The organism is Streptomyces sp. NPDC101234 (genome assembly GCF_044767525.1).
GTDB lineage: Bacteria > Actinomycetota > Actinomycetes > Streptomycetales > Streptomycetaceae > Streptomyces > Streptomyces sasae.
Map to the genome: position 1 here is coordinate 79,614 of NZ_JBIWOA010000006.1, position 25,814 is coordinate 105,427.

General features: G+C 71.3%; 17 protein-coding genes and 1 tRNA gene. 8 read left to right on the forward strand and 10 right to left on the reverse strand.

Annotated elements, in window-relative coordinates:
* Nucleotides 1–19: 19 nt before the first annotated feature.
* The 3 genes from mfd to ACIRR9_RS13120 all read right to left on the reverse strand — a co-directional run bounded on the left by mfd (nt 20) and on the right by ACIRR9_RS13120 (nt 7,483).
* Nucleotides 20–3,553: a transcription-repair coupling factor gene (mfd, locus tag ACIRR9_RS13110; RefSeq protein WP_365351644.1), complete on the reverse strand. Its 3,534-nt coding sequence runs from the start codon at nt 3,551–3,553 to the stop codon at nt 20–22.
* A gap of 565 nt (nt 3,554–4,118) precedes the next feature.
* Complete coding sequence (locus ACIRR9_RS13115; RefSeq protein ID WP_403750661.1) at nt 4,119–6,698, reverse strand: ABC transporter permease; 2,580 nt, start codon at nt 6,696–6,698, stop codon at nt 4,119–4,121.
* Complete coding sequence (locus ACIRR9_RS13120; protein WP_384559971.1) at nt 6,695–7,483, reverse strand: ABC transporter ATP-binding protein; 789 nt, start codon at nt 7,481–7,483, stop codon at nt 6,695–6,697. Before ACIRR9_RS13120 ends, ACIRR9_RS13115 begins: the two co-directional genes overlap by 4 nt.
* Before the next feature lie 446 nt (nt 7,484–7,929).
* Between ACIRR9_RS13120 and ACIRR9_RS13125 the strand changes: the two genes are divergently transcribed.
* Complete coding sequence (locus tag ACIRR9_RS13125; protein ID WP_403750663.1) at nt 7,930–9,426, forward strand: MFS transporter; 1,497 nt, start codon at nt 7,930–7,932, stop codon at nt 9,424–9,426.
* 79 nt (nt 9,427–9,505) lie between these two features.
* Here the strand turns inward: ACIRR9_RS13125 and ACIRR9_RS13130 are convergent, their stop codons facing one another.
* Nucleotides 9,506–10,672 carry a hypothetical protein gene (locus tag ACIRR9_RS13130; protein ID WP_403750665.1) on the reverse strand — a complete coding sequence of 389 codons (1,167 nt, stop codon included), beginning with the start codon at nt 10,670–10,672 and terminating at the stop codon, nt 9,506–9,508.
* Nucleotides 10,673–10,949: 277 nt separating this feature from the next.
* On the opposite strand from ACIRR9_RS13130, the gene ACIRR9_RS13135 reads away from it, so the two are divergent.
* The gene (locus tag ACIRR9_RS13135) at nt 10,950–11,360 is read left to right on the forward strand and encodes a DUF485 domain-containing protein (RefSeq protein WP_365351639.1); all 411 of its coding nucleotides are present in this window, start codon (nt 10,950–10,952) and stop codon (nt 11,358–11,360) included.
* Entirely contained in the window at nt 11,357–12,967 is a 1,611-nt protein-coding gene (locus ACIRR9_RS13140; RefSeq protein ID WP_403750667.1) for a cation acetate symporter, read from the forward strand. Before ACIRR9_RS13135 ends, ACIRR9_RS13140 begins: the two co-directional genes overlap by 4 nt.
* Nucleotides 12,968–13,134: 167 nt before the next feature.
* Here ACIRR9_RS13140 and ACIRR9_RS13145 read toward each other — a convergent pair whose 3' ends face one another.
* The 5 genes from ACIRR9_RS13145 to ACIRR9_RS13165 all read right to left on the reverse strand — a co-directional run bounded on the left by ACIRR9_RS13145 (nt 13,135) and on the right by ACIRR9_RS13165 (nt 19,818).
* On the reverse strand, nt 13,135–14,022 hold the full coding sequence (locus ACIRR9_RS13145) for a cellulose-binding protein (protein ID WP_403750669.1): 888 nt from the start codon (nt 14,020–14,022) through the stop codon (nt 13,135–13,137).
* Nucleotides 14,023–14,184: 162 nt separating this feature from the next.
* Complete coding sequence (locus ACIRR9_RS13150) at nt 14,185–14,742, reverse strand: dihydrofolate reductase family protein (RefSeq protein ID WP_403750671.1); 558 nt, start codon at nt 14,740–14,742, stop codon at nt 14,185–14,187.
* Between the two features lie 104 nt (nt 14,743–14,846).
* Nucleotides 14,847–15,761, reverse strand: a complete 915-nt coding sequence (locus ACIRR9_RS13155; protein ID WP_403750673.1) for an RNA polymerase subunit sigma-70 — start codon at nt 15,759–15,761, stop codon at nt 14,847–14,849.
* Nucleotides 15,762–15,874: 113 nt separating this feature from the next.
* The gene (locus ACIRR9_RS13160; RefSeq protein ID WP_403750674.1) at nt 15,875–18,784 is read right to left on the reverse strand and encodes an SUKH-4 family immunity protein; all 2,910 of its coding nucleotides are present in this window, start codon (nt 18,782–18,784) and stop codon (nt 15,875–15,877) included.
* Between the two features lie 8 nt (nt 18,785–18,792).
* Nucleotides 18,793–19,818: an SMI1/KNR4 family protein gene (locus ACIRR9_RS13165; protein ID WP_403750676.1), complete on the reverse strand. Its 1,026-nt coding sequence runs from the start codon at nt 19,816–19,818 to the stop codon at nt 18,793–18,795.
* A 297-nt stretch (nt 19,819–20,115) separates the two neighbouring features.
* Between ACIRR9_RS13165 and ACIRR9_RS13170 the strand changes: the two genes are divergently transcribed.
* Both ACIRR9_RS13170 and ACIRR9_RS13175 read left to right on the forward strand, forming a co-directional pair.
* Nucleotides 20,116–20,652 carry a YwqJ-related putative deaminase gene (locus tag ACIRR9_RS13170; protein WP_384559990.1) on the forward strand — a complete coding sequence of 179 codons (537 nt, stop codon included), beginning with the start codon at nt 20,116–20,118 and terminating at the stop codon, nt 20,650–20,652.
* A gap of 56 nt (nt 20,653–20,708) precedes the next feature.
* Nucleotides 20,709–21,191: an SUKH-3 domain-containing protein gene (locus ACIRR9_RS13175; RefSeq protein WP_403750678.1), complete on the forward strand. Its 483-nt coding sequence runs from the start codon at nt 20,709–20,711 to the stop codon at nt 21,189–21,191.
* 12 nt (nt 21,192–21,203) lie between these two features.
* On the opposite strand, the gene ACIRR9_RS13180 is transcribed toward ACIRR9_RS13175, so the two are convergent.
* Nucleotides 21,204–22,523: a sensor histidine kinase gene (locus ACIRR9_RS13180; protein ID WP_403750680.1), complete on the reverse strand. Its 1,320-nt coding sequence runs from the start codon at nt 22,521–22,523 to the stop codon at nt 21,204–21,206.
* A 445-nt stretch (nt 22,524–22,968) separates the two neighbouring features.
* Here ACIRR9_RS13180 and ACIRR9_RS13185 point away from each other — a divergent pair.
* The 3 genes from ACIRR9_RS13185 (at nt 22,969) to ACIRR9_RS13195 (ending at nt 25,733) form a co-directional block, all read left to right on the forward strand.
* Nucleotides 22,969–23,043 (forward strand) — tRNA-Gln (locus tag ACIRR9_RS13185).
* A 119-nt stretch (nt 23,044–23,162) separates the two neighbouring features.
* Nucleotides 23,163–24,611 carry a bifunctional UDP-N-acetylglucosamine diphosphorylase/glucosamine-1-phosphate N-acetyltransferase GlmU gene (gene glmU / locus ACIRR9_RS13190; protein ID WP_384559996.1) on the forward strand — a complete coding sequence of 483 codons (1,449 nt, stop codon included), beginning with the start codon at nt 23,163–23,165 and terminating at the stop codon, nt 24,609–24,611.
* 141 nt (nt 24,612–24,752) lie between these two features.
* Entirely contained in the window at nt 24,753–25,733 is a 981-nt protein-coding gene (locus ACIRR9_RS13195) for a ribose-phosphate diphosphokinase (RefSeq protein WP_365336318.1), read from the forward strand.
* Nucleotides 25,734–25,814 lie beyond the last annotated feature (81 nt).

Genomic DNA, 25,814 nt, shown 5'->3' on the forward strand with positions numbered 1-25,814 from the left:
AAGACGTCCGCGTCTGCGCCTACGACCCCAGGATCGAGGCCAGGAACTCCCCGACCCAGCCCAGCAGTTCCCGTCCGACCAGCGGCTTTCCGCCCACCTTCGCGGTCTTCGGGCGGGGCACCAGCACCTGGTGGACGGCCGGCTTGATGACGGTCCCCGGGTACAGGCGCTTGAGGCGCAGCTCCTGCGACTCGCGCAACTCCACCGGCGCGAACCGGATGTTGGTGCCCTGGAGGACGATCTCGCCGACCCCGCAGGCGCGCGCGAGCATCCGCAGCCCGGCGACGAGCAGCAGGTTCTCGACCGGCTCGGGCAGCTTGCCGTAGCGGTCGGTGAGTTCCTCGCGGACCGCCTTGATGTCCGCCTCCGAGTTGGCGGAGGCAATCGAACGGTAGGCCTGCAGGCGCAGCCGCTCGCCGGGCGCGTAGTCGTGCGGGACATGCGCGTCGACGGGCAGCTCGATCTTGACCTCGAGCGGCGGCTCCTCCTCGATCTCTCCCGTCTCCAACTGCCGCCGGTAGTCCGCGACGGCCTCGCCGACCATGCGGACGTACAGGTCGAAGCCGACGCCCGCGATGTGCCCGGACTGCTCGCCGCCGAGCAGGTTTCCGGCGCCGCGGATCTCCAGGTCCTTCATCGCCACGTACATGCCGGCGCCCATCTCGGTGTGCTGGGCGATGGTGGCGAGCCGTTCGTGCGCGGTCTCGGTCAGCGGCTTCTCCGGCGGGTACAGGAAGTACGCGTACCCGCGCTCGCGCCCTCGGCCGACCCGGCCGCGCAGCTGGTGCAGCTGGGAGAGGCCGAAGGTGTCGCCGCGTTCGACGATGAGCGTGTTGGCGTTGGAGATGTCGATGCCGGACTCGACGATCGTCGTGGAGACGAGGACGTCGAACTTCTTCTCCCAGAAGTCGACGACGACCTGCTCCAGCGCCGACTCCGACATCTGGCCGTGCGCGGTCGCGATGCGCGCCTCGGGGACGATCTCGCGGAGTCTGGCCGCCGCGCGGTCGATGGACTCCACCCGGTTGTGGATGTAGAAGACCTGGCCCTCGCGCAGCAGTTCGCGGCGGATGGCGGCGCCGATCTGCTTCTCCTCGTACGGCCCGACGAAGGTGAGCACCGGGTGCCGCTCCTCCGGGGGCGTGGTGATCGTCGACATCTCGCGGATGCCGGTGACCGCCATCTCCAGGGTGCGCGGGATCGGGGTCGCGGACATGGTCAGCACGTCGACGTTGGCGCGCAGCTTCTTCAGCTGCTCCTTGTGCTCGACGCCGAAGCGCTGCTCCTCGTCGACGATGACCAGGCCGAGGTCCTTGAACTTGGTCTCCGAGGAGAACAGCCGGTGGGTGCCGATGACGACGTCGACCGCGCCCTCGCGCAGGCCCTCCAGGGTCCCTTTCGCCTCGGTGTCGGTCTGGAAGCGGGAGAGCGCCTTCACGCTCACCGGGAACTGCGAGTACCGCTCGGAGAACGTCCCGAAGTGTTGCTGCACCAGCAGGGTGGTGGGGACGAGGACGGCCACCTGCTTGCCGTCCTGTACGGCCTTGAAGGCGGCCCGCACCGCGATCTCCGTCTTGCCGTAGCCGACGTCGCCGCAGATCAGGCGGTCCATGGGGACGGACTTCTCCATGTCCTCCTTGACCTCGGCGATGGTGGTCAGCTGGTCCGGGGTCTCCGCGTACGGGAACGCGTCCTCCAGCTCGCGCTGCCAGGGCGTGTCCCCGCCGAAGGCGTGCCCGGGGGCGGCCATGCGCGCGCTGTAGAGCTTGATCAGGTCGGCGGCGATCTCCTTGACGGCCTTCTTGGCGCGCGCCTTGGTCTTCGTCCAGTCCGCGCCGCCCAGGCGGTGCAGGGTGGGGGCCTCGCCGCCGACGTACTTGGTGATCTGCTCCAGCTGGTCGGTCGGGATGTAGAGGCGGTCGCCGGGCTGGCCGCGCTTGGCGGGGGCGTACTCCACGACCAGGTACTCGCGGGTGGCGCCCTGGACGGTGCGTTGCACCATCTCGATGTAGCGGCCGACACCGTGCTGCTCGTGGACGATGTAGTCGCCCGGCTCCAGGGTGAGCGGGTCGATGGTCTTGCGGCGGCGGGCCGGCATCCGGGCGCCGTCCTTGCCGGCCGCCTTCTGGCCGGACAGGTCGGTCTCGGTGAGGACGGCGAGTCTGAGCGCCGGGTCGACGAAGCCGTAGTCGATCGAACCGCAGGACACGTGCACGACGGAGGGGCCGAGCTCGTCCAGGTCGACGTCCAGACGGGCCGCGATGCCCTCGCCGCCGAGCACCTCGACCGTGCGGGAGGCGGTGCCGTGGCCCTCGGTGACGTAGACCGTGCGCCAGCCGTCGGCCAGCCAGCCCTTGGTGTCGGCGAGGGCCTTGGCGGTGTCGCCGCGGTAGGTCTCGGTGGCGTGCATGCCGAGCTTGAGGGTGTCGGCGGACAGCTCCTCGTCGGCGGCGAACGGCGACACCGACCACCACATCATGTCCAGCTCGCGGGCGCGGTCGCGGACGTCCGCGATGGACCACAGGGAGGCCGCGCCGACGTCGATGGGTGCCTCGCCGCCGCCGGCCGTGGCCGCCCAGGAGGCCTGCAGGAACTCCTGGCTGGTCGCCACCAGGTCGGCGGCGCGTGTACGGACCCGCTCCGGGTCGCACACGACGGCCATCGCGCCCTTGGGCAGCACGTCGAGCAGCAGTTCCATGTCGTCGACGAGGACCGGGGCGAGGGACTCCATACCCTCGACCGCGATCCCCTCGGCGATCTTGTTGAGCAGTTCGCCCAGCTCGGGGTGTTCCTCGGCGAGGGCACGCGCGCGTGCGCGGACGTCGTCGGTGAGCAGCAGCTCTCGGCAGGGCGGCGCCCACAGGCCGTGCTCGGCGACCTCCAGGGAGCGCTGGTCGGCGACCTTGAAGTAGCGGATCTCCTCGACGTCGTCGCCCCAGAACTCGACGCGCAGGGGGTGTTCCTCGGTGGGCGGGAAGACGTCCAGGATGCCGCCGCGGACGGCGAACTCGCCGCGCTTCTCGACGAGCTCCACGCGCGCGTAGGCGGCGGCCGCGAGGGCTTCGACGACGTCGTTCAGGTCGGCGTTCTGGCCGGTGCGCAGCGCCACCGGTTCCAGGTCGCCGAGGCCCTTGACCTGCGGCTGGAGCACGGACCGCACGGGGGCGACGACGACGGAGACCGGGCCGGTCTCGGGGTCGTCGGGGCGGGGGTGGGCCAGGCGGCGCAGCACGGCGAGGCGGCGGCCGACGGTGTCGCTGCGCGGGCTGAGCCGCTCGTGCGGGAGCGTCTCCCAGGAGGGGTAGTCGACGACGCCCTCGGAGGGCAGGAGCGTGCGCAGGGCGGCTGCCAGGTCCTCGGCCTCGCGGCCGGTAGCGGTGACCGCGAGGACGGGGCGGCCGGCCTCGCGGGCCAGGGCGGCGACCGCGAAGGGGCGGGCCGCCGGGGGGCCTACCAGGTCGACGTGCATGCGGTTGCCGTCCGCGGCCGCCTTGATCGCTTCCGCGAGTGCGGCGTCCTTGACTACGGCGTCGAGCAGACCGTGCAGGCTCATTCAGGGCGGCTTTCGTCCGGGGGTGGGCAACGCGAATAGCCCGGCGCGGGCTACGGCCGGGGGGTCTCCAGCGTACGACGACGCGTGCGCGTGTGCCGGGGGCTGTGGACAACCTCCGGTGCGCTGTGAACGCGCCGGCGCCCTGGTGACCGTCCCAGAGGGCTCCGCCCCCCCCGGCCCCCCGACCTCCGCCCACCCGACTCGGTGAATCAAAAAGCCGGGCTCGAAAGACAGAGACACACACGCCCACCACCCGACTCGGTGAATCAAGACGCCGGGCTCGAAAGACAGAGACACACGCACGCCCACCACCCGACTCGGTGATTCAAGACGCCGGGCTCGGAAGACAACGACACACGCCCCCACCAACCAAACCACCTGACTCGGTGAGCCGAGAAGCTTGGGCTCTCGGACACACGCGCCCCCCAGGCGAGCCAAGAAGCCGGGCTCGGCAGGCAGAGGCGGAAGATGCGGACGTGCCCGGCGCCGGAGAGTCCCCCAAGACTCCCCGGCGCCGGGCCTTTCCCCCGCAACCCCCGTATGCGGTGGTCTCCTATGTGGTGCGTCAGTCCGTCGCGATGGCGTTCAGGACGTTCATGCGGCCCGCGCGGAACGCCGGGATCAGGGCGGCGAACAGGCCCACGAAGGCCGAGCCGATGAACACCCCGATGATCGTCGGCCAGGGGATCTCCAGGACCTTCAGGCCCTGCAGCGCGAGCAGCTTCTGGGCCGTGGCGCCCCAGCCCATGCCGAGCCCCAGGCCCAGCAGGGCGCCGAAGAGGGCGATCACCACGGACTCCATGCGGATCATGCGGCGCAGCTGGCGGCGGGAGAGGCCGATGGCCCGCATGAGGCCGATCTCGCGGGTGCGCTCGACGACCGACAGGGCCAGCGTGTTCACCACGCCGAGGACCGCGACGATGATCGCGAGGGCGAGCAGGCCGTAGATCAGGTTCAGCAGCTGGCCGATCTGGTCCTTGAGCGCCTGCTTGTAGTCGGTCTGGTTGCGCACCTTGTACTGCGGGTAGCCGTGCAGCGCGGACTTGAGGGACTTGTACGCGGCGTCCTGCTGCCCGTCCTTGGCGGTGGCGAAGACCAGCTGGTCGAGCGGCATCTTGTCGGCCGGCACGTACTTGGCGAGCGTGGCGATGGACGTGTACTTGGCGCCCTGGTCGATGACGACGTCGCTGCTGGTGATCGCGCGGACCGTCAGGTGGGCCGTACGCCCGTCCCTGAACTTGACGGTGATCTTCGAGCCGAGGTGGATGCCGTGCGCCTTGGCGAACTTGTCGTGCACGGACATCGAGTCGGGCAGGTAGGCGTCCTTGAGGTTCCCGGCGACGGTCTTGGTGCGCAGGTCGGTCGCGTAGGTCGGGTCGGCCGCCGTGATGTCGGTGTCCTTGAGGGTCTTGCCGTCGGGCGTGGTGTAGTCGGCGGTGGTGTTCCGGTACTCGGTGACCCGGGCGAGCCCCGGCGTGTCCTTGATGGCCCTGACCGCCTGCGGGGTGATCCGCTGGCCGCCGTCGGACTGGATGATGAAGTCCGTGCCGACGGTTTTGTCGAGCTGGTCGGTGGCGGAGGCGACCATGGAGGAGCCGACCACCGAGAGGCAGGCGACCAGCGCGAGCCCGATCATCAGGGCGGCGCCCGTCGCACCGGTGCGGCGCGGGTTGCGCAGCGCGTTGCGTTCGGCCATGCGGCCGACGGGGCCGAACATCCGCAGCAGGACGGCGCCCAGGACCCGTACGACCCCGCCCGCGAGCAGCGGGCCGATGACGACGAACCCGATGAGGGAGAGCACGATGCCCAGGCCCAGCCAGAGCGAGCCCTCCTTGGCCTTCTCGGAGGCCGAGGCCAGGTAGAGGCCGTAGCCGCCCGCACCGGTCAGCACGAGGCCCACCAGGGCGCGTACGAGGCCCGCCCTGGCGTCGGCGGGGGCGCCCGCGTCGCGCAGCGCGGCCATCGGGGAGACCTTGCCGGCGCGGCGCGCGGGCAGGTAGGCGGCGAGGACGGTGACGACGACGCCGAGGATCAGGCCGATCACCGGGGTGGTCCAGGCGACCGTCAGATCGCTGGTCGACAGATGCATGCCCATGGAGCCCATGAGCTTCATCAGGCCGACCGCGATGCCGACGCCCGCGCCGACGCCGAGGACCGAGCCGACCACGCCGAGCAGCAGCGCCTCGACGAGCACGGAACGGTTGACCTGGCGGCGGCTGGAGCCGATGGCCCGCATCAGACCGATCTCACGGGTGCGCTGGGCGACCAGCATCGAGAAGGTGTTGATGATCAGGAAGATGCCGACCAGGAAGGCGATCCCCGCGAAGCCGAGCATCGCGTACTTCATGACGTCCATGAAGCTCTCGACGGACTTCTGGTTGGCGTCGGCGGTCTCCTTGGCGGTCTGCACCTTGTAGGCGGAACCGAGTTCGCCGATGACGTTCTTCTTCAGCTGCGGGTCGGTCACCCCGGCCGCGGCCGTCACGTTGACGTTGGTGAAGACGCCGGTCTGCCCGACGAGCGTCCGCTGCGCCGTCTTCGTGTCCAGGTAGAAGATCGCGGCACCGGGGTTGGTGACGGTGAAGTCGGCGATGCCGGAGATCTTCGCGGTGTGGGTGCCGACCGCGCTGATGACGGCGAGTTCGTCGCCGAGCCCCAGGTGGTGCTTGTCGGCGGTGTCGGCGTCCACCATGATCTGGCCGGAGTTCTTCGGCGCCGTGCCGCTGGTCACCTTCATGGTGCGGGCGTCGTTGCCGTTCCAGCTGCCGACGATGGTCGGGGCGCCGCTGGACGGCGACAGGTTGTCCTTCTCGGCGTCGACGACGGTCACGGTCGTCGAGAAGACCGTGCCCTCCGCCGACTTGACGCCGTGCGCCGCCCGGACCTTGGCCACCACCGAGGCCGGCATGACCGGCGGCCTGCCGTTGTCGGAGGTGGTCTGGCCGGTGTCGGAGGCGCTCTTGGCGCTGACCGTCACATCGGAGGAGGTCGCCGCGAACAGCTTGTCGAACGTCGTGTTCATGGTGTCGGTGAACACCAGCGTGCCGCAGACGAACGCCACCGACAGCAGCACGGCGACCGCCGACAGGGCCATGCGTCCCTTGTGCGCGAAGAAGTTGCGCAGGGAGGTCCTCATGACGGTCATGACGTACGCCCCCGCGCGTCGAAGTCCTTCATGCGGTCCAGGACGGCGTCCGCGGTCGGCTTGAACATCTCGTCGACGATCCGGCCGTCGGCGAGGTACAGCACGCGGTCCGCGTACGAGGCGGCCACCGGGTCGTGGGTGACCATCACGATGGTCTGGCCCAGGTCGTCCACGGAGCTGCGCAGGAAGCCGAGGACCTCCGCGCCCGCGCGGGAGTCGAGGTTTCCGGTCGGCTCGTCACCGAAGATGATCTCGGGGCGCGCGGCGAGGGCGCGCGCCACGGCCACGCGCTGCTGCTGACCGCCCGAGAGCTGCGTGGGACGGTGCTTGAGCCGGTCCGCGAGCCCCACGGTGGTGACCACGCGCTCCAGCCACTCCTTGTCGGGCTTGCGTCCGGCGATGTCCATGGGGAGCGTGATGTTCTCCAGCGCGTTCAGCGTCGGCAGCAGGTTGAACGCCTGGAAGATGAAGCCGATCCGGTCCCGGCGCAGCTTGGTGAGCTTCTTGTCCTTCAGGCCGGTGATCTCGGTCTCGTCCAGGTAGATCTGACCGCTCGTCACGGTGTCGAGCCCGGCGAGGCAGTGCATCAGGGTGGACTTGCCGGACCCCGAGGGGCCCATGATCGCGGTGAACTGGCCCCGCGCGATGTCCACGTCGACGTGGTCGAGGGCGACGACACGGGTCTCTCCGGCCCCGTACGCCTTGACGACCTGCCGCGCCCGCGCGGCAACGGCCGTACGCCCTCCAGTACCCCCGTGCCTGGGAATGGTCACAGCCGATGTCACGGTATGTCTCCTAAGTCGGTCAGCGAACGGGCAGCGCTGTGCTGCGCCGTGCTGTGCAGCGTTCGGTACGACGATGAGTCTGGCGGTGGGCGGGGGTGCCCCGCGCTGGTGCGAAGCCCCGTCTTGCCCGGGGGAAAACCCCACCCCCGCCGGTTCGGTCAACCGCCCCCCGGCGGCATAAAGCCAGGTTAAGGACGACCGGGGTGCCGTCTCCTCCTCCGGCGGTACGAACCCTCCCCGGGCCCTGATACGGAGAACCCCCTAGGGGAAGTCCACCGGCGGGTGGAGACCGTCTAGGGGTCGGACTCCACCCGCCGGCCCGGTCAGCCTCCACCCTCCCGTGGCGTGAGACGCAAGCGGAGGCGTACTCCCGCCAGGTCGGGGCGGATGGGAAGCTGTCGTACGCGACATAGATGCATAGGGAACGCATGGGGAGGGGATCCGGCGTGGGGAGTACGACACCCGCGATACGCGCGGCCGGGCGGGACACCGGGACGGGCCGGCGGGGAGCCGTGGTGGCCGCCCTGATGCTCTCGATGGCGCTGGCCGCGCTCGACTCCACCATCGTCTCCACCGCCGTCCCCCAGATCGTCGGCGACCTCGACGGCTTCTCCGTCTTCTCCTGGCTCTTCTCCGGCTATCTGCTGGCCGTCACCGTGACCCTCCCGGTGTACGGCAAGCTCTCCGACACCTTCGGCCGCAAGCCGGTGCTGGTCGTGGGCGCCGTGCTGTTCCTGCTGGGCTCGCTGCTGTGCGCGCTGGCCTGGAACATGGGCGCGCTGATCGCGTTCCGGATCGTGCAGGGCCTCGGCGGAGGTGCGCTGCAGGGCACCGTGCAGACCCTCGCGGCCGACCTGTACCCCCTTGAGGAACGCCCGAAGATCCAGTCCAAGCTGTCGACGGTGTGGGCGGTGTCGGCGGTGGCCGGGCCGGGGATCGGCGGGGTGCTGGCCGCGTACGCGGACTGGCGGTGGATCTTCCTCGTCAACCTGCCGATCGGCACGGCGGCGCTCTGGCTGATAGTGCGCCACCTGCACGAGCCGGAGCGCGCGCCGCGCACGCGCCCGCGGGTGGACTGGATGGGCGCACTGGCGGTCTTCGCGTGCGGCGGTGTACTGCTGACGGCGCTCGTGCAGGGCGGGGTGGCGTGGGCCTGGTGGTCCGCGCCGTCGTGCGCGCTGTTCGCCGCCGGGCTGGCGCTGGTGGCGCTCGTGGTGGGGATCGAGCGCCGGGCGGCGGAGCCGATCATCCCGGGGTGGGTGTGGCGGCGCAGGACCATCGCCGCGGTGAATCTGGCGTCGGGCGCGCTCGGACTCCTCATGGTCGCCCCCACGGTCTTCCTGCCCACCTACGCCCAGTCGGTCCTGGGCCTCGCCCCGGTGGCCGCCGGATTCGTGCTGTCCGTCTGGACGCTGACCTGGCCGGTGGCGGCGGCGCTGAGCCAGCACGTGTACCGGCGGGTCGGCTTCCGCAACACGGCGATGCTGGGGATCGGGGCGGCGGCGCTGATCCTGCTCGCCTTCCCGTTCCTGCCGTATCCCGGATCGGCCTGGCAGCCGACGCTGCTGATGACCCTGCTGGGCGCCGCCCTGGGGCTCTTTCAGCTCCCGCTGATCGTGGGCGTCCAGTCCACCGTCGGCTGGGCGGAGCGCGGCACCACGACGGCGTCCGTCCTCTTCTGCCGGCAGACCGGGCAGACGATCGGCGCGGCGGCCTTCGGGGCGGTGGCCAACGGGGTGCTGTCCGCGCGCCTGGGCGGAGCCGGCGACCTGGACTCCGTCACCCGCGCCCTGGCCGCCGGGACCGCGCCCGAGGCGACCCGGCGGGCCATCGCGGACGCGGTGCACGCGGTGTACCTGGGAGCGGCGGGCGCGGCGGCGCTGGCCTTCGTGGTGCTGCTGGTGCTGGCGCCCCGGCGCTTTCCGGTCCTGACGGAGCGGTGAGGGACGGCCCCTCTCTCCGGCGCTTCCGGGGGATCGTCGCCGTCCCGAAGGCCCGCCCTGCTGCCGCCCGTTCGCGCGGTTACCGCCTGTTCACGCGCCGGCGGGCCGCCAGAAGCGCGCCCGCGCCGAGGGCGACGGCGGCCGCGGCGGCGCCCGCGAGCGGGAGGGCCGTACCGGAACCGGTGTTCGCCAGGTCGTCGCCGGATGCGGTGGAGGGCGTCGAGCTCGCGCCGCCGCCGGACGACCCCTTGCCGCCGGTCACGTCGAGCCGGATGTCGGCCTTGTCGTTCTTCGCGTCGGTGTCGAACGGCCGGGAGCGGCCGGTGAGTTCGATCGATCCCTCGGCCCCGGACACGGCCTTGTCGATCTTCAGTTCGAAGGTGAAGGTCTGCTTGTAGGTTTCGGGGACCCAGGCGTAGCCGCTGGAGCAGGTGTAGGTCCCGGAGCCCGCCTTGGTGCAGTAGTTGTCGCTCTTGGCCACCGTCGTACCGGCGGGCATTTTGATCAGTACCTGTGCCGCCGTCGCACGGTCCCGCCGGTACACCCAGGCCGGCCCGGCGTTGGTGATCTTCACTTTCAGGGGGACGGTGTCCCCGACGACGCCCTCCAGGCGCGCTCCCGTCACCTGGAAGTCGGCCGTGTTCGCGGCGGTGACCGGCACATAGGCCACGTCCCCGGTCGGGTGCTTCGCGCTGCCGGGGGCCGCCGGCGTGGCGCCGGGCTGCTCGACGAGTTTGATCGCGGGCCCGGATCCCGGCTCCGGATGCGAGAAGTTGTCCCCGGGATAGGGGAACCCCGCGGTGTCGATCCCCACCGTGACGTCGTCGTACAACGCGTAGTCGAGCACGTCGAAGGTCAGCTGCTTCTCGGGCGCGTAGACGACGCCCGGCTTCACGGTCTGGTCGAACTCACAGACCGCCTCGGTCATGTTGGGGATCTCGTCCATTGTCGGGATCTTGAGGGAGGAGCAGTTGGAGGGCAGTTCCGTGAGGCTCAGTCCGCGGGTGAGGGTGTACGACAGCCAGACCTTGCCGAGCGCCTCCGCGCCCGTGTTGGTGAATTGGCCCGGCACCTGGAAGGAACTGCCCGGCTCGGCCCCGTCGACCGGGGCGAGCTTGCCCAGGACCACCCCGGGGGCCGATCCGTCGGCCACGGCGGGAGTGGCGCCCAGCGCGACCAGGGCGAGGGCGCCGATCGTGCCGGCGGTCCGCCCGAGGAGGCGAAGTCCGGGAGAGGTCTGGAACATGGGTCCCCATATGAAGTCTCGGTGGCGGATGGACGAACTGCGGGGCAAGACGCACCCCCGCTCATATGACTCCGCCCGGCGTCGAACAGTTGTATGGGACGGGTTAACGCGGGTAACACCCGAGGTCAGACCGCCGCCGCACAGTAAGCGCATACCGACCGGCCAGTTGAAGGAAAAAGCCGCGCGCCCCGTATACCTGCGAGTAACGTGCGTCCCCGGTTCCCTCCCCTCCCTGCGGTCCGCCGCCACGGACCCGAGCCATGCAAGGAGCACCGGGATGTCCTACGACCCTTCCCCACGCGAGCCTTCGCAACTGACCTATCCCTGGCAGCCGTTGCCCCCGGAGCCGCCACGGCCCCGGCATGTGCCGCACCGGGAGCCGGTCGGGCACCACAGCGACCTCCGGGTACTGCGCGGCGCCTACCGGCTGCAGCGGCGCACCGCCGCACTCACCGCGCTCGGCTACTTCACGCTGTTCCTGGTACTGTCGGCGTTCGCCCCGCACCTGATGACCAGCACGGTCGCCGACGGCATCCCCGCCGGCCTGCTCCTCGCACTCCTTCAACTCCCCGTCACCTGGCTGGCGATCGCGCTGTACGAGCACACCGCGCGCCGCCATGTCGACCCGCTCGCGGACCGCATCCGCAGAACCGCCGAACTGGACGCCAGGCGAGGGGCCGTACGGTGACCGGCTTCAGCGGTTCCGCCCAGTCCATGTCCCTGATCGCCTTCACCGTCGTCGCCACGCTCACCCTCCTGCTGTGCGTGATGACCGGCCCGGACCGCGACGACCTCGACGAGTTCTACACCGGTTACGGCTCCCTCTCGCCGCTGCGCAACGGCCTGGCCATCGCCGGCGACTACATCTCCGCGGCCACCGTCCTCGGCACTGGCGGGGTGATCGCCCTGTGCGGCTACGACGGCGTCGTCCTCGCCCTCAGCACCGCCCTGTCGCTGTTGCTGCTGATGTTCCTGCTGGCCGAACCGCTGCGCAACGCGGGCCGGTTCACCATGGGCGACGCGCTGGCCCGCCGGATGCCCGGCCGGAGCGTACGGATCGCGGCCTGCGCGGTCACCATCGCCGCCCTGCTGCCCCTGATGCTCGTCCAGCTGGCCGGCGCCGGCCAGCTGATGGCCTTCATCCTCGGTTTCTCCGACGGGTCCGTGCAGACCGGCTGTGTCATCGGCCTCGGCGCCCTGATGATCAGCTACGCGGCCATCGGCGGTATGAAGGGCACCGCGCTCATCCAGATCCTGAAGATCGTGACGCTGCTCGGTTCCGGCATCGTCGTCGCCCTGCTGATCCTGCACCGCTTCGACTGGGATCCCGGTGCCCTGCTCACCGCGGCCGCCAAGGGCAGCGGCGCCGGCACCGCCTACCTGCACTCCGGCCTCGAGTTCCGCGGCGGACCCGCTCCCCGGCTGGACATGATCAGTTCGGAGCTGACCATCGTCATCGGCGGCGCCTGTCTCCCGCACATCACCATGCGCATGTACACGGCCTCCAGCGCCCGCCAGGTCCGGCGCTCGATGTCCTGGGCGGTGTCGGGGGTGGCCCTGTTCGTGCTGATCATCGGCATCATCGGGTTCGGCGCCACCGCCCTGGTCGGCCGTGCCGCCATCAGCGCCGCCGACCCGCAGGGCAACACCGCGTATCTGCTCGGCTCCCGCGCGGCGTTCGGGACCGACGTGTCGACGGCGGAGACCCTGCTCTTCACCACCGTCACCACGGCGATCTTCCTGACCCTGCTCGCCTCCGTCGCCGGCATGATCCTCGCCTGCGCCAACTCCCTCGCCCACGACGTCTTCGCGACCCGTGTCCAGGAGATGCCGGCCCGCCGCGAGATGAACCTGGCCCGCGTCTGCGCACTCGCCATAGGAGTCCCCACGATCCTCCTGGCGGTCCTGGTCCAGCACCACAGCCTGCAGCCCCTGGCCACCCTCTCCTTCTGCCTCGGCGCCTCCGCCCTCGCCCCCGCCCTGGTCTACGGCCTCTTCTGGCGCCGCTACACCCGCACCGGCCTCCTGTGCACGCTCCTCGGCGGCACCCTCACCGTGCTGCTCCTGATGCCGGGCACCAACCTGGTCTCCGGATCGCCGGGCGCCGTCTTCCCGCACGCCGACTTCAACTGGTTCCCCTTCACCACCACCGGCATCGTCTCCATCCCGGCCGGGTTCTTCCTGGGGTGGCTGGGGACGGCGGTCTCCGGCCGGCGCGGGGCCGCCGAACAGCGGCGGCAGTACGAAGCGGTGGAGGGGTGGATCCTGGCGGGGGCGGAACGACGGGGGCACTGAGCCGACGGCGTCAGGGAAGGCACTGAGCCGACGGCGCACGGAAGGCGCTGAGCCGACGGCGCACGGAAGGCGCTGAGCCGACGGCGCACGGAAGGGGGCTGCGCCGACGCGTACGGAAAGGGACTCGAACCTGGCGTACGCGGGGGCGCGGCCCACGGCCGGGTGCGCTATTCCGCCGTCGCGCGCCCCGTCAGGGACATGAGGCTGTTGCGCATGTGGTCCATGTGCGCCTGCACGCCGTCCCAGGTCTCCCCGTGCTCGCGCAGCACCCGCTCGGTGTCCCGGGCGATGCGGTCCTCCCGGGCCCGCGCCTCCGCGAGGATCTCCTCGGCACGCGTCTGCGCCGCCTCCTCGGCACGGCGCGAGGACTCCTCCGCCTCACCGAGGGCGCACTTCGCCTCGGACAGGGCGGCCTCGGCACGGGCGATGCGTTCGGCGTTGTGCGCGTCGACGGCGGCGGCGCTCGCGACCTCCTCGCGCTCCGCCTCGGCCCAGCGTTCGGCGTGCTCCTTGGCCTGTTCGGCCAGCATCGCCGTGGTGCGCTGCCGTACCTCGCGCACCGCACCGAGGGCCTCGCCGCGCTGCTCCTTCACCTCCAGCCGGGCGCCGACGCGGATGTCGTCGGCCTCGGCGCGTGCGGCGAGAAGCAGCTGGCGGGTGCGCTCCTCGGTGTCCGCGCGGAGCGCGTCGGACTGTTCCTGTGCCGTACTGCGGGTGTTCTCGGCACGCTCCGAGGCCTCCGCGACGTCGTCCGTCAGCGCGCGCCGGGCCTTTTCGCGCAGGGCCGCCGCTTCCTCCAGCACGAGCCGGTACACACGCTGCGCACGGTCCCCGAGCGACTCGTACGTCTGCGGCGGGAGTTCCGCGACGACGGCCTGCAGCCGCTCGGCCTCCCTCTCCATGTCCTTGGCGAGGACGGTGAGCCGCGCGGCACGTTCCCACGCGGCGTCCCGGTCCTCCGACAGAGCCGCCATGAACGTGTCGACCTGCTCGGGGCGGTAGCCACGCCCCCGGACGGTCACGAAGCAGTACGGCGACATCGATGTGCTGCTCACCCTGGGAACCCCTCTCCACCGGACCCGCACGAAATGATTATTTCGCGCACATCTTGATGGATCGGGCTTAACTGTTCATAACGCGACACTCCGCAGATACGTCACGGTCGAAGCAACGCGTGTTGTTCCCGGGGATGTGAGCGCACCAGGGGGCGCGAACGCTCAGTCGCGCGCCCTCAGATAGCGGGTCAGCACCGTCGCGCCCGACCGCTCCGCCGACACGCACTCCAGTTCGACAGATGGGCTGCCCGCGGGGAAGAGCGGCCGGCCGGTGCCCAGCACGGTCGGGAAGGTCACCAGCCGGTACTCGTCGACCAGGTCGGCGGCCGCCAGCGCGTGGACGACTCCGATGCTGCCCATGACGACCACGTCCCGCTGCTCGGCCTTGACGGCGTCCAGGAGATCACCGTCGACGAGACGGGAGTTGGCCCACGCGGACACATCGGACAGCGTGCGCGAGGCGACCAGCTTGGGCGCGGCGTTCAGGCGCGCGGAGAACGGGTCGTCGCGGCCCGGCCACAGCTGCGAGAACGCCTCCCAGGTGGACCGCCCCAGCAGTACGACCCCCTCGTCCAGGACGCTGCCCAGACGGAACCTGTCCCCGGCGATCTCCTCCCGGCCGAACCGGAAGAGCCAGCCGCCGTACGGGGTGCCCTCGGAACCGTCCGGGTCGGACACGATCCCGTCCAGGGTGGTGAATTGGATGACGACAACGCTCATGACGGTTGTCCCTTCGCTCGATGGTCACCGGTACATACCGGCGGCATCGGGCGGACTCATCGGCGTGGACGGAACTTCTTCGCGGGACTTCTTCGCGAACTTCTTCAGGGAGCTTCTTGCTGTGCCAGCGTCGTCAGCGCGCGCGGGTCCGTGAACACCGTGTTGCGCGCGATCCGGCCTTCGCCGCTGACCGTGAGGACCTGCACGCTGTGCAGTCGGTGACCGCCGCCGGGCTCCGGGGCGTACGCGGCGAGCGCGGGCTGCGCGTTGGCGGTCAGCAGGCGCGTACGCCAGCCGGTGCCGCGCATCCGGAACACCCGCTCCATGAACAGGCCGTAGTCGTCACGGCCCCGGTACCACAGCGCCAGCGGCGGCATCTCCAGGACCGCGTCGTCGGTGAGCAGCCGTACGAGCGCGGGCACATCGGCCGCCTCGAACGCCCGCGCATACCGCCGGACCGCCTCCCGCACCCCGGGATCGTCCGGCTCGGTCACCTCGTCCGCCGCACCCATGCCCGCGAGAGCGGCACGCGCCCGCTGCAGCGCGCTGTTCACGGCCGGCACCGACGTCTCCAACTGGTCGGCGACCTCGGCGGCGCTGAACTCCAGCACCTCGCGCAGCACCAGCACGGCGCGCTGCCGCGCGGGCAGCACCTGCAGCGCTGCCACCAGCGCGAGCCGCAGATCCGTGCGCACCTCCACATCGAGGCGCGCGTCGGGGAACGGCTCCAGCCACGGCACGTCGAGCGCCGGCGTCAGCGGCGCCTCCGGATCCGTGCCGGGCTTCCCGAGCCCCGACGGCAACGGCCTTCGCGCGCGCCCCTGAAGGGCCGTCAGGCACACGTTCGTGGCGATCCGGTACAGCCACGTCCGCACCGACGCCCGCGCCGGGTCGTAGCGGTCACGGGCCTTCCAGGCGCGCAGCATGGTCTCCTGCACCAGATCCTCGGCCTCGTGGAACGAGCCCAGCATCCGATAGCAGTACGCCACCAACTCGCCCCGGTACGGCTCGAAGTCCACCCGCCCATCATGCCCGCGCACCACGCACACCGGGTGGCAAAAGCGTGCACGCGCGCGTGGGGCCGGCCCGGACACCCGCCCGGACCGGCCCCACCGGTCGTCCTACCGCCGCGCTACAGCAGCCCGTCCCACATCTGCTCCAGCAGCACCGACCACCAGCTCTCCGGCGAACCGAGCGCCGCCGGGTCCAGGGAGGCCAACTGGGCCTGGAAGTCGACGGTCCAGCGGCCCGCCTGCTCCTGGTTCAGGCCGAACCTGAGCCGCCACATCCGGCCCAGCAGCGCCAGACAGCGCACGAACTCCGGCAGCCCGGTGTTGACGAACTGCGGCGGTACGGAACCGCCGCCCGGCCCCGCCTCCACCGGCACTGCCACGATGTTCGCGGTCCCGTACTGCACACAGACCGCCTTGCCGAAGTCGGTGCCCATGACCAGGTACGACCCCGCGTCCGGCGCCGGCTGCACCCCGCGCTCCTGCGCCAGTTCCGCCAGCGTCGGCACCGGACGGCCCGGCTGGGCCTGCGCCCAGAAGAACGGTCCCATGTCCAGCGGCAGCCCCGCCGCGACCAGCGTGTGCGCCACGATCGGCGGCACACCCTGCCGGTCCACCGCCACCTGCTCGAACCGGAACACGCCGGGACCGAACGCCGCCGCCAGCTCCTGCCCGATCGCCTCCGGCGGGATCGGCGGCGCCGCCTGCACCTGTGGCAACGGCGCCCGCACCGGCGCGGGTCGCGCGGGACCCGCCGCCACCTGGTGCAACTCGCCCTGGTGCGCCAGCAACTGCCGCATCCCCTGCTGCCGGCTCGCGTGGTCCGTCCCGTACGGCGCGATGCTCGCGAGCCGCGCCTGCGGCCACTGCTCCCGGATCATCCGGGCACAGTAGGCACCCGGCAGCTCGCACGACTCCAGCTCCGTGTGCAGCTCCAGCACCTGGTCCGGCGGCACGTTCATCGCCCGCAGCTCATGGAAGATCTGCCACTCCGGATGCGGCGTCCCCGGCGCCGAACGCCGGATCAGCTGCTGCTCCGAACCGTCCTGCGCGCGGTAGCGCAGCACCGCCTGATAGCCCGGGCCCACGGTCGGCTGCCCCTGCTGCGGGTAGCCGTACGCCGGCTGCTGCTGGCCGGGGGCGGGGGGCGGCGGCATCGCACCGGCCGGCATCGGCGGCGGCATCTGCGCAGCGCCCGGCGGCATACCGGGGGTGCCCGGGGCACCCACCGGAGGCCCGGCCAGCACGGTCTGCGCGTGGTGAACCGCGCCACCGGCAGGGCCCTGCGCGCCGGGCGCGGGGGGCATGCCAGGGGCACCAGGGGGGCCGGACGGCCGCGGTGCGCCCTGGACGCCAGGGGCTTGCGGTGCACCGGAGGCGAAAGGTGCGCCCGGGGCGTTCGGGGGCTGCGATGCGCCCGGCGCGGGGGGTACGCCCGGGGCGCCCGGAGGCTGCTGCGCGCCCCCGCCCATCCCGCCCGGGCCGGCCAGCATCGTGGCCGCGTGATCGACACCGGGGGGCGGGCCGCCCGGAACACCCGGCGCACCGGGCGAGTCGGGGGCACCTGGCGGAGTCTGCGTGCCCGGCGCCTGCCCCGCGCCCATCGGACCCGCGGGCCCCTTGGGACCCAACGACGACACCAGCTGCGTCGGCGCATACCCGCTGACGGGTGCGCCCGGCACGCCAGGCGCACCCGGCGCCGACGGCTGAGGCGTGCCTCCAGGACGTGCACCCGGCGTTCCCGGAACGCCCGGCGGTGGAGGCGGCGCGCCCGCCGCACCGCGCGCCCTGCGTGCAGGAGGCGCGGCCTTGCTCGTCGCGGCGTCGGCTATGTCACTGGCGTTCGGTGCGAGCGACCGGCCCGAAGCGGCCGGACCCGCCGGAGGGCGGGGCGCGTCGGGCGCACCGGCCGGTGCCTGCGGGTAGCCGTAGCCCGGGGCGGCCGGAGCCTGCGGAGGCCCGGCCGGAGCCGCCGGTCCCTGCGGGTAGCCGTAGGAAGACGGCGCGGGCGGAGCCGCGGGAGCCTGCGGAGGCCCGGCCGGAGCCGCCGGTCCCTGCGGGTAGCCGTAGGAAGACGGCGCGGGCGGAGCCGCGGGAGCCTGCGGAGGCGCGGGCGGAGCCGCGGGTCCCTGCGGGTAGTCGTACGACGGGACGCCCTGCGGAGGCGGCGGAGGCGTGCTGTCCTGCGGTGCGCCGGGCACGGCAGCCGTACCGTGCGCTCCGGGCGCACCCGGGCGGTCGAGCGCCGGGGCCTCCGTCGTGCGCGGCAGCTGGCTGCCCCCCGCCATCAGCGCCGTCTCCGCATCGCCCAGGGCACCGTCGTCGGCGTCGCTCAGCGGCGGCGCGAAGACCGTCGCGGGCAGCGGGACGGAACGGTCCTCACCGGCATCGGCGTTCGTGTCCGTACCGGCCCAGGGAGTCGCGCCGTCGGGCACACCCGGCGCACTTGACGCCCCCTGCGCCCCGGCGGGCGCGCCTGCGCCCGCACGCGCTCCGACACCACCCGAGCCCGCACCGGCACCCGCACCGGCCGCCGGCCAGGAGGCACCACCGTTCCCCGCCGGACCGGCCCCAGCCACCCCGGCCTGCGTCTCCGCAAGCCCACCGGTGCCGGAACCGGCACCGGCCGATGCCCCGTCACCCCCGGACCGGCGGTCCGGGATCCCCAGCTTGTCCGCCGCCTCCTGGAGCCACTCCGGCGGGCTCAACAGGAACGACGTCTGGTTCAGGTCCACCCGGGCCGCCGCCGGCACCGCGTCGGCGACCTCCGCCTCACGGCCGTACTCCTCCTCGTACCGGCGGATCACCTCACCCACCGGCAACGCCGGCCACAGCGTGGCCTCACCGCTGTCCCGGGCGATGACCAACCGCTGCCCGCCCGCGTCCGAACGCGGACCCTCCGCACGGTCCTCGCCCCACACCACGAACCCGAGGCCGAACTCCCGCACCCGCACCTCGCGATGCTGGTACGCCGGCACGTCCCCGTTGATCCACTCCTCCGCGCGCTCCTGCGCCTGCGCGAACGTCACCATGCCGAGACTCACTCCCCCGAGCCAACAGAAGAGACCGGGACGGCACTCGCGAAACCACCGTCGACCATCAGGTTCGCCACCGTCTCCAACTCCGGCGGAGAACCCGCCAGTCGCGACAGAAACACGTCGAAGTCCTCACCGCACGGCAGCAACAGCCGCTCCACGCGCTCCGCCGGCGACCACGACGGATCCACGTCGCGCACGTCGTCGTACGCGCAGAACCACACCGAACCCAGCCGGTCGCCCTTCACCTTCACCGCCAGCAGACCGCCCTGCACGAAACTGACGCCCAGGTAGTCCTTGGTCAGATGGTCACGCAGGCACTTGTTGACGTACACGAGGTCGTTGACCGCGGCCTCGTCGCGAACCGTGAAGAACGGCTGGTCCAGCAGCAGTCCGAGCTCCGCGTGCAGAGCCGTACCCACCGGCGCACACCCACCCGCCGCCTTCAGGAAGGACCGGTACGCGCCCGGCAGCCGGTACCCCAGGTCCTCCTCGACCCCCTGCACCTGCTGCTCCGACACCGCCACACCCGACTTCGGCAGCCCGAAGTGCGCCGGCCGCGTCTCCTGCAACGGACGGGTACCACGCTTGCCCTGGTCCACCCGCGTCGTCACCAGCCCACCGTGATGCCGCAGCAACGCCTTCACCTCGACCGGCACCAACTCCAGCCGCCGCGAACCCACCACGTGATGCCAGGTCCACCCGTGCGGCGTCGCCACCGCCGGCACCGTGTCCCACAACTCGTGCCCGGAAGCCGACAACACCGCGTTCGCGGACACGAAGTCCGTCAGCCGCAACTCGTCGACACCGAAACCCTCCGGCGGATCCGCGATCTCCGCGGCCGCACGCGCGTAGGGCGAGAAATCGGGGTAGCCACGCTCGTCGACGCGTACCCCTCTCGGGTGACGTGCCGCCCGGACCGGATCCGGGAAGTGCACGACCTGCCCGGCATAGGCCGCGTTAGGCGGCGCGGCCTGTCCCCCGGCCTGGCCGCTGAGCGGTGCCCCCAGCCCGAGCCGACCTGTCGTCATGACGGATGCCCCCTGCGGCACTCTGTACGAACCGAAACCGCACCCCAAGGCGCGCCACGGCCCGTATCCGGCTGTCTCTCCCACGTCCCAGACGCGTCGACCGCGCCCATCGCGGTGGCGACAGCCTATGCGGTACACGAACCCCGGTCACCGGCCCTCCACTTCCGTGACCAGCCGTCACCCTGCCGTGACAGCCTGCCCAAACCCGGGCGTGTCGCACCGCCCCAGCTACCGCACCCGCCACGGGATTTGGCAGTCTGTGATTTTCGGGGGGATCCCCGGGAGGGGAAGACGATCATGAACGCAACACAGACGGGACCACACACCGCCATGTCCGGCGCCGGCCACAGCGCCGCCCACGGCGACCCCCGCATCGGCTGGAGCAGCACCGAAACACCCCCCGCCCCCACCCTCCAGCACCGCCGCGACGGCATTCTGCCCACCGTCGCCGCCGCCCTCTCCGTCCGCGGCGCCACCCTCACCGGCACCGCCGCCCGCGGCGACCAGCCGCCCCCCCTCCACCCGCTGGTCCAGGAATTCCTCGACACCCTCCCCAGCGGGCAACGCGACCGCTTCACCGGCCGCTGCGCCGAAGCCATCCTCATCTCACGGCACATCAGCTCCGCCGACGCGGCCCGCAGCAAACGCGCCCTCCGCAAACCCATGACCAACGGCGAAGCCCGCAGAGCCCTCAAGCAGGCCAAACTCACCGCCCGCCGGATACGCGAGGACGGCGACCCCCTGCACGGCAGCTTCGCCGCCCCCTGCCGGGCCTGCACCGCCCTCACCGCCCACTTCGGCGTCCACGTCGTCGACCCCGCCACCGGCGACTGACGCCCGCACCCACGCCCCCACAGCACACACCCGCACCACACACGAACGAAGGGCAGATGCACCCCACCCGCTTCTCCGCGCCCGTCGACACCGCCCTGCGCACCGCCGGCTGGCAGCCCGGACGCTGGGACATAAAACAAGCCGAGTTCTGGGCCGACACCCTCCGCGAGCACACCTCACCCGCCGGACACCGGCACACCGTCTTCCCCGCCGCCGTGGAAGCCTGGGCCGAATTCGGCGGGCTGCACATCACCCCCACCGGCCCCGGCCGCCAGATCGCCCCCGCCACCCTCCACCTCGACCCCCTCCACGGCCTCCACCTCGCCCGCACCCTCGGCGACCTCGGCCGTGCCCTCGACACCGAGGTCTGCCCTCTCGGCGCCGAAACCGACACCCACTCCCTCCTCGCCATCGACGCCGACGGCCGCGTCTACACCCTCGACCACACCGGCGACTGGTACGTCGGCCCCGACATCGACCGCGCCCTCACCACCCTCATCGCGGGCGTCGAACCCGTCCGGCTCACCACCCACGCGTAACCGGGCCGGCGCTCAGACCGCCGGAATCACCGCCGACACCCGAAAACCCCCGGCATCCGTCGGCCCCGACACAAACACCCCGCCCAGCCCCAGCACCCGCTCACGCATCCCCACCAGCCCGTTCCCACCGGACGGCAGCCTCACCGACGCCGCCGACGCCGGCTCCGGCGGCGGCTCGTTCTCCACCTGCATCGCGATCTCCACCCCCCGATGCGCGAGCCGCACATGCGTCTTCGCACCCGCCGCGTGCTTGTGGACGTTCGTCAACGCCTCCTGCACCACCCGGTACGCGGTCTGCTCGATCTGCACCGCGTACGACCGCACCTCCCCCTCCACCGACAGATCCACCGCCATCCCGGCCGCCGCCGACTGCCCGATCAGCTCCTCCAGCTCCGACAGCCACGGCCCCTCCTCCTCCGCCACCCGCGAAGCCGCCACCGCGGCCGCCACCCCCACCGCGGCCAGCGGCACCGCCGCGGAGGACGCCGACGACGCCGTACGGCGCTGCACGCTCTCCCCCGAACGCAACACCCCCAGCATCTCCCGCAACTCCGTCAGCGCCTGCCGCCCCATGTCCCCCACCAGCGCGGCGTTGCGCACCGCCTTCTCCGGATCCTTCCGCGCCACCGCCTGCAACGCCGCCGCATGCACCACCATCAGGCTCACCCGATGCGCGACCACGTCATGCATCTCCCGCGCGATCCGCGTCCGCTCCTCACCCCGCGCCCACTCCGCACGCTCCTCCGCCCGCTCCGCGAGCAGCTGCAGCTCCCGCTCCAGACTGTCCGCCCGCTCCCGCAGGCTCTCCATCAGCCGCCGCCGCGCACCCACGTACAGCCCCAGCAGCAGCGGCGGAGCGGTCAGCCCGAGCGACGTCGTGACCGCCGCGAACGGCACGAACCAGTCCCCCAGCGTCAGATCCCCCCGCGCCATGTCCTGCTTCACCCGCACGAACGTCACGATCATCGTGCCCAGCAGCGACATCCCCGCCAGCGCCACGATGATCCGCCGCGGCAGCTCCGCGGCGGCGAGGGTGTACAGGCCGACGATCCCCATCAGGAAGCCCATCTGGGCCGGCGTGATCGCGATCGAGACCAGCACGACGGCTATCGGCCACTTCCGGCGCAGCAGCAGCACGGAACCGGCCAGCAAACCGAACACGATCCCCGCCGACAACGGGACCCCCGCGTCCCGCGCGAACGGAATCCCCTCGGCGCCGCACTCCAGCGCCGACACCAGGGCGAGCGCCCCGTCCAGAACCGCACTACGCCACCGCGACCACCACCACGGCCCGGTCACGGCCGTCGCGTGGTCTGCCCCCGTCGTGGTCATGCGTCCAGCCTACGGGCGCGAGGGTGGGCTTTTCCGGTGAGTTTCGTCTACTGCCCTACACCACACTCCGTAACCGAACAGCACCGAAACCCTCCGGAATCCCTCGAACTGCTGAACCACACCCGTTCGAACCCGGAATGGCGCATTCCGCCCGGACGGTACGCCCGTGGCGCATCCACACAACAAGCACCAGGATTTCGACGACCGAAGCCGAGGAGTTCCGGGCCGATGCGGCGAGCGTCGAACGCTCCGCATTCCAGAGGGCCCCCGGGGGGCACACCCCGAGGGCGAGCCGGAAGAACACCTCGGAGACCTACCGTGGCCGCCTGGTCGTCCACGTGCTCAAGGGCGCCGACTTGTACCGTCGCATGGAAGGCGCCCGGTACGGCATAGTAGGAGGCGCCACTCGACGACCTTGCTAAATGTCCGGTTTAGTCGAGAATATTCCCCCGTGGTGTAATTGGCAGCACTGTGGCTTTTGGTGCCATCTGTCCGGGTTCGAGTCCTGGCGGGGGAGCCATACTCGGTTCGGGTCCTGACGTGCGACAGCACCGTCAGGGCCCGCTCCCATGTCCCCCATGAAACGCCCCGGTATCCTGCGGATGTCCCCACCCGTCCAAAAAGCCGAAGGGCACATCCGTGAGCGCCATTCGCCCGGCAGCCGTCGTCGTTCTCGCAGCGGGTGAGGGCACCCGTATGAAGTCGGCCACACCCAAGGTCCTGCATCAGCTCTGTGGCCGTTCCCTGGTGGGTCATGTGCTCGCCGCCTCCCGTGAGTTGGACCCCGAGAACCTGGTCGTCGTCGTGGGACACGCGCGTGAGCAGGTCGCCGCGCATCTCGGCGAGGTCGACGCCGGCGTCCGTACCGCCGTGCAGGAGCAGCAGAACGGCACCGGGCACGCCGTACGAATGGCGCTGGAGGAGCTGGGCGGGGCGGTCGACGGGACCGTGGTCGTGGTCTGCGGGGACACCCCGTTGCTGACCGGGGAGACGCTGACGGCGCTCGCCGGGACCCACCACGCCGACGGCAACGCCGTGACCGTGCTGACGGCGGAGGTCCCGGACGCGACCGGTTACGGCCGTATCGTGCGCGACGAGGTCTCCGGGGCCGTCACGGCCATCGTGGAGCACAAGGACGCCTCCGACGCGCAGCGGGCGATCCGGGAGATCAACTCGGGTGTGTTCGCGTTCGACGGGCAGTTGCTGGCGGACGCGCTGGGGAAGGTGCGGACGGACAACAGCCAGGGCGAGGAGTACCTGACCGATGTGCTGGGGATCCTGCGGGAGGCCGGGCATCGGGTGGGGGCGTCCGTGGCGGGTGACCACCGGGAGATCGCCGGGATCAACAACCGGGTGCAGCTGGCGGAGGCGCGGCGGATCCTCAACGACCGGTTGCTGGAGCGGGCGATGCTCGCGGGTGTGACCGTGGTGGATCCGGCCACGACGTGGGTGGATGTGACGGTGACGTTCGAGCAGGATGCCGTGGTCCACCCCAACACCCTGCTGCAGGGTGACACGCATGTGGGGCAGGGTGCGGAGGTCGGGCCGAACAGCCGGCTGAAGGACACCGGGGTCGGTGCGGGGGCGCGGGTGGACAACACGGTGTCCGATTCCGCTCATATCGGTGCGGACGCGTCCGTGGGACCGTATGCCTACCTGCGGCCGGGCACCCGGCTGGGGGCGAAGGGCAAGATCGGTACGTACGTGGAGACGAAGAACGCGTCGATCGGTGAGGGGACGAAGGTTCCGCATCTCTCGTATGTGGGCGACGCGACGATCGGCGAGTACTCGAACATCGGCGCGGCGAGCGTGTTCGTGAACTACGACGGGGAGAGCAAGCACCACACCACCGTCGGGTCGCACTGCAAGACGGGTTCGGACAACATGTTTGTGGCTCCTGTCACGGTCGGGGACGGTGCGTACACCGCTGCCGGGTCCGTGATCACGAAGGATGTGCCGCCCGGTTCGCTGGCCGTGGCCCGCGGTCAGCAGCGGAATATCGAGGGTTGGGTGGCCCGGAAGCGGCCGGGCAGCGCGGCGGCGAAGGCTGCCGAGGCGGCTTCCCGGCAGGGCACGAGCGAGGACTGACCGGAAACAGGTGCGCCGAAGACGTCGTACCGTGATAAGTGCACACCCGCACCTAACCAGCTGGTTCGACCCCTCGCGCCTGGCGCGGAGGTCACTCGTGAGCCGGCTGTACGGCTGAGACACCTCTGAGGAGACAGTGCTGTGACCGGGTTCAAGACGACCGGCGAGAAGAAGATGATGTTCTTCTCCGGCCGCGCCCACCCCGAGCTTGCCGAGGAGGTCGCCCACCAGCTGGGTGTCGGGGTCGTCCCGACGAAGGCCTTCGACTTCGCGAACGGCGAGATCTACGTCCGCTACCAGGAGTCGGCGCGTGGTGCCGACTGCTTCGTGATCCAGAGCCACACGGCTCCGATCAATCAGTGGATCATGGAGCAGCTGATCATGATCGACGCGCTGAAGCGCGCGTCGGCCCGCTCCATCACGGTGATCGTGCCCTTCTACGGTTACGCCCGGCAGGACAAGAAGCACCGGGGCCGTGAACCGATCTCGGCGCGGCTGATCGCCGATCTGATGAAGACGGCCGGTGCGGACCGGATCCTGACCGTGGACCTGCACACCGACCAGATCCAGGGCTTCTTCGACGGTCCCGTGGACCACCTGTTCGCGCTTCCGCTGCTCGCGGACTACGTGGGCAAGAAGGTGGACAAGGACAAGCTGACCATCGTGTCTCCGGACGCCGGCCGGGTGCGGGTGGCGGACCGTTGGTGCGACCGGCTGGGTGCGCCCCTCGCGATCGTGCACAAGCGGCGCGACAAGGACGTGGCGAACCAGGTGACCGTCCACGAGGTCGTGGGTGAGGTCAAGGGCCGGGTGTGCGTTCTGGTCGACGACATGATCGACACGGGTGGCACGATCTGCGCGGCCGCGGACGCGCTGTTCGCGCACGGTGCGGAGGACGTCATCGTGACCGCGACGCATGGCGTGCTCTCCGGTCCGGCGGCGGACCGGCTGAAGAACTCGCGGGTGAGCGAGTTCGTACTGACGAACACGCTGCCGACGCCGGGTGAGCTGAGCCGGGATCTGGACAAGATCACGGTGCTGTCGATCGCGCCGACGATCGCGAGTGCGGTGCGTGAGGTGTTCGAGGACGGTTCGGTGACGAGCCTGTTCGACGAGCAGTGAGCGTGAGCAGTGAGCTGTAAAAACGCTTCTGCATGATCGTCCGCGCCCGCAGGGTGCTGATCGATTTCTCCGTGGCCTCTC

What these genes read in the sequence shown, in the direction of transcription:
- ACIRR9_RS13115 (WP_403750661.1), bottom strand. Translation starts at nt 6,698, where the DNA reads ATGACCGTCATGAGGACCTCCCTGCGCAACTTCTTCGCGCACAAGGGA.
- ACIRR9_RS13135 (WP_365351639.1), top strand. Translation starts at nt 10,950, where the DNA reads ATGTCCTACGACCCTTCCCCACGCGAGCCTTCGCAACTGACCTATCCC.
- ACIRR9_RS13130 (WP_403750665.1), bottom strand. Translation starts at nt 10,672, where the DNA reads ATGTTCCAGACCTCTCCCGGACTTCGCCTCCTCGGGCGGACCGCCGGC.
- ACIRR9_RS13165 (WP_403750676.1), bottom strand. Translation starts at nt 19,818, where the DNA reads ATGACGACAGGTCGGCTCGGGCTGGGGGCACCGCTCAGCGGCCAGGCC.
- ACIRR9_RS13150 (WP_403750671.1), bottom strand. Translation starts at nt 14,742, where the DNA reads ATGAGCGTTGTCGTCATCCAATTCACCACCCTGGACGGGATCGTGTCC.
- ACIRR9_RS13180 (WP_403750680.1), bottom strand. Translation starts at nt 22,523, where the DNA reads ATGACCACGACGGGGGCAGACCACGCGACGGCCGTGACCGGGCCGTGG.
- ACIRR9_RS13170 (WP_384559990.1), top strand. Translation starts at nt 20,116, where the DNA reads ATGAACGCAACACAGACGGGACCACACACCGCCATGTCCGGCGCCGGC.
- ACIRR9_RS13160 (WP_403750674.1), bottom strand. Translation starts at nt 18,784, where the DNA reads ATGGTGACGTTCGCGCAGGCGCAGGAGCGCGCGGAGGAGTGGATCAAC.
- mfd (WP_365351644.1), bottom strand. Translation starts at nt 3,553, where the DNA reads ATGAGCCTGCACGGTCTGCTCGACGCCGTAGTCAAGGACGCCGCACTC.
- ACIRR9_RS13175 (WP_403750678.1), top strand. Translation starts at nt 20,709, where the DNA reads ATGCACCCCACCCGCTTCTCCGCGCCCGTCGACACCGCCCTGCGCACC.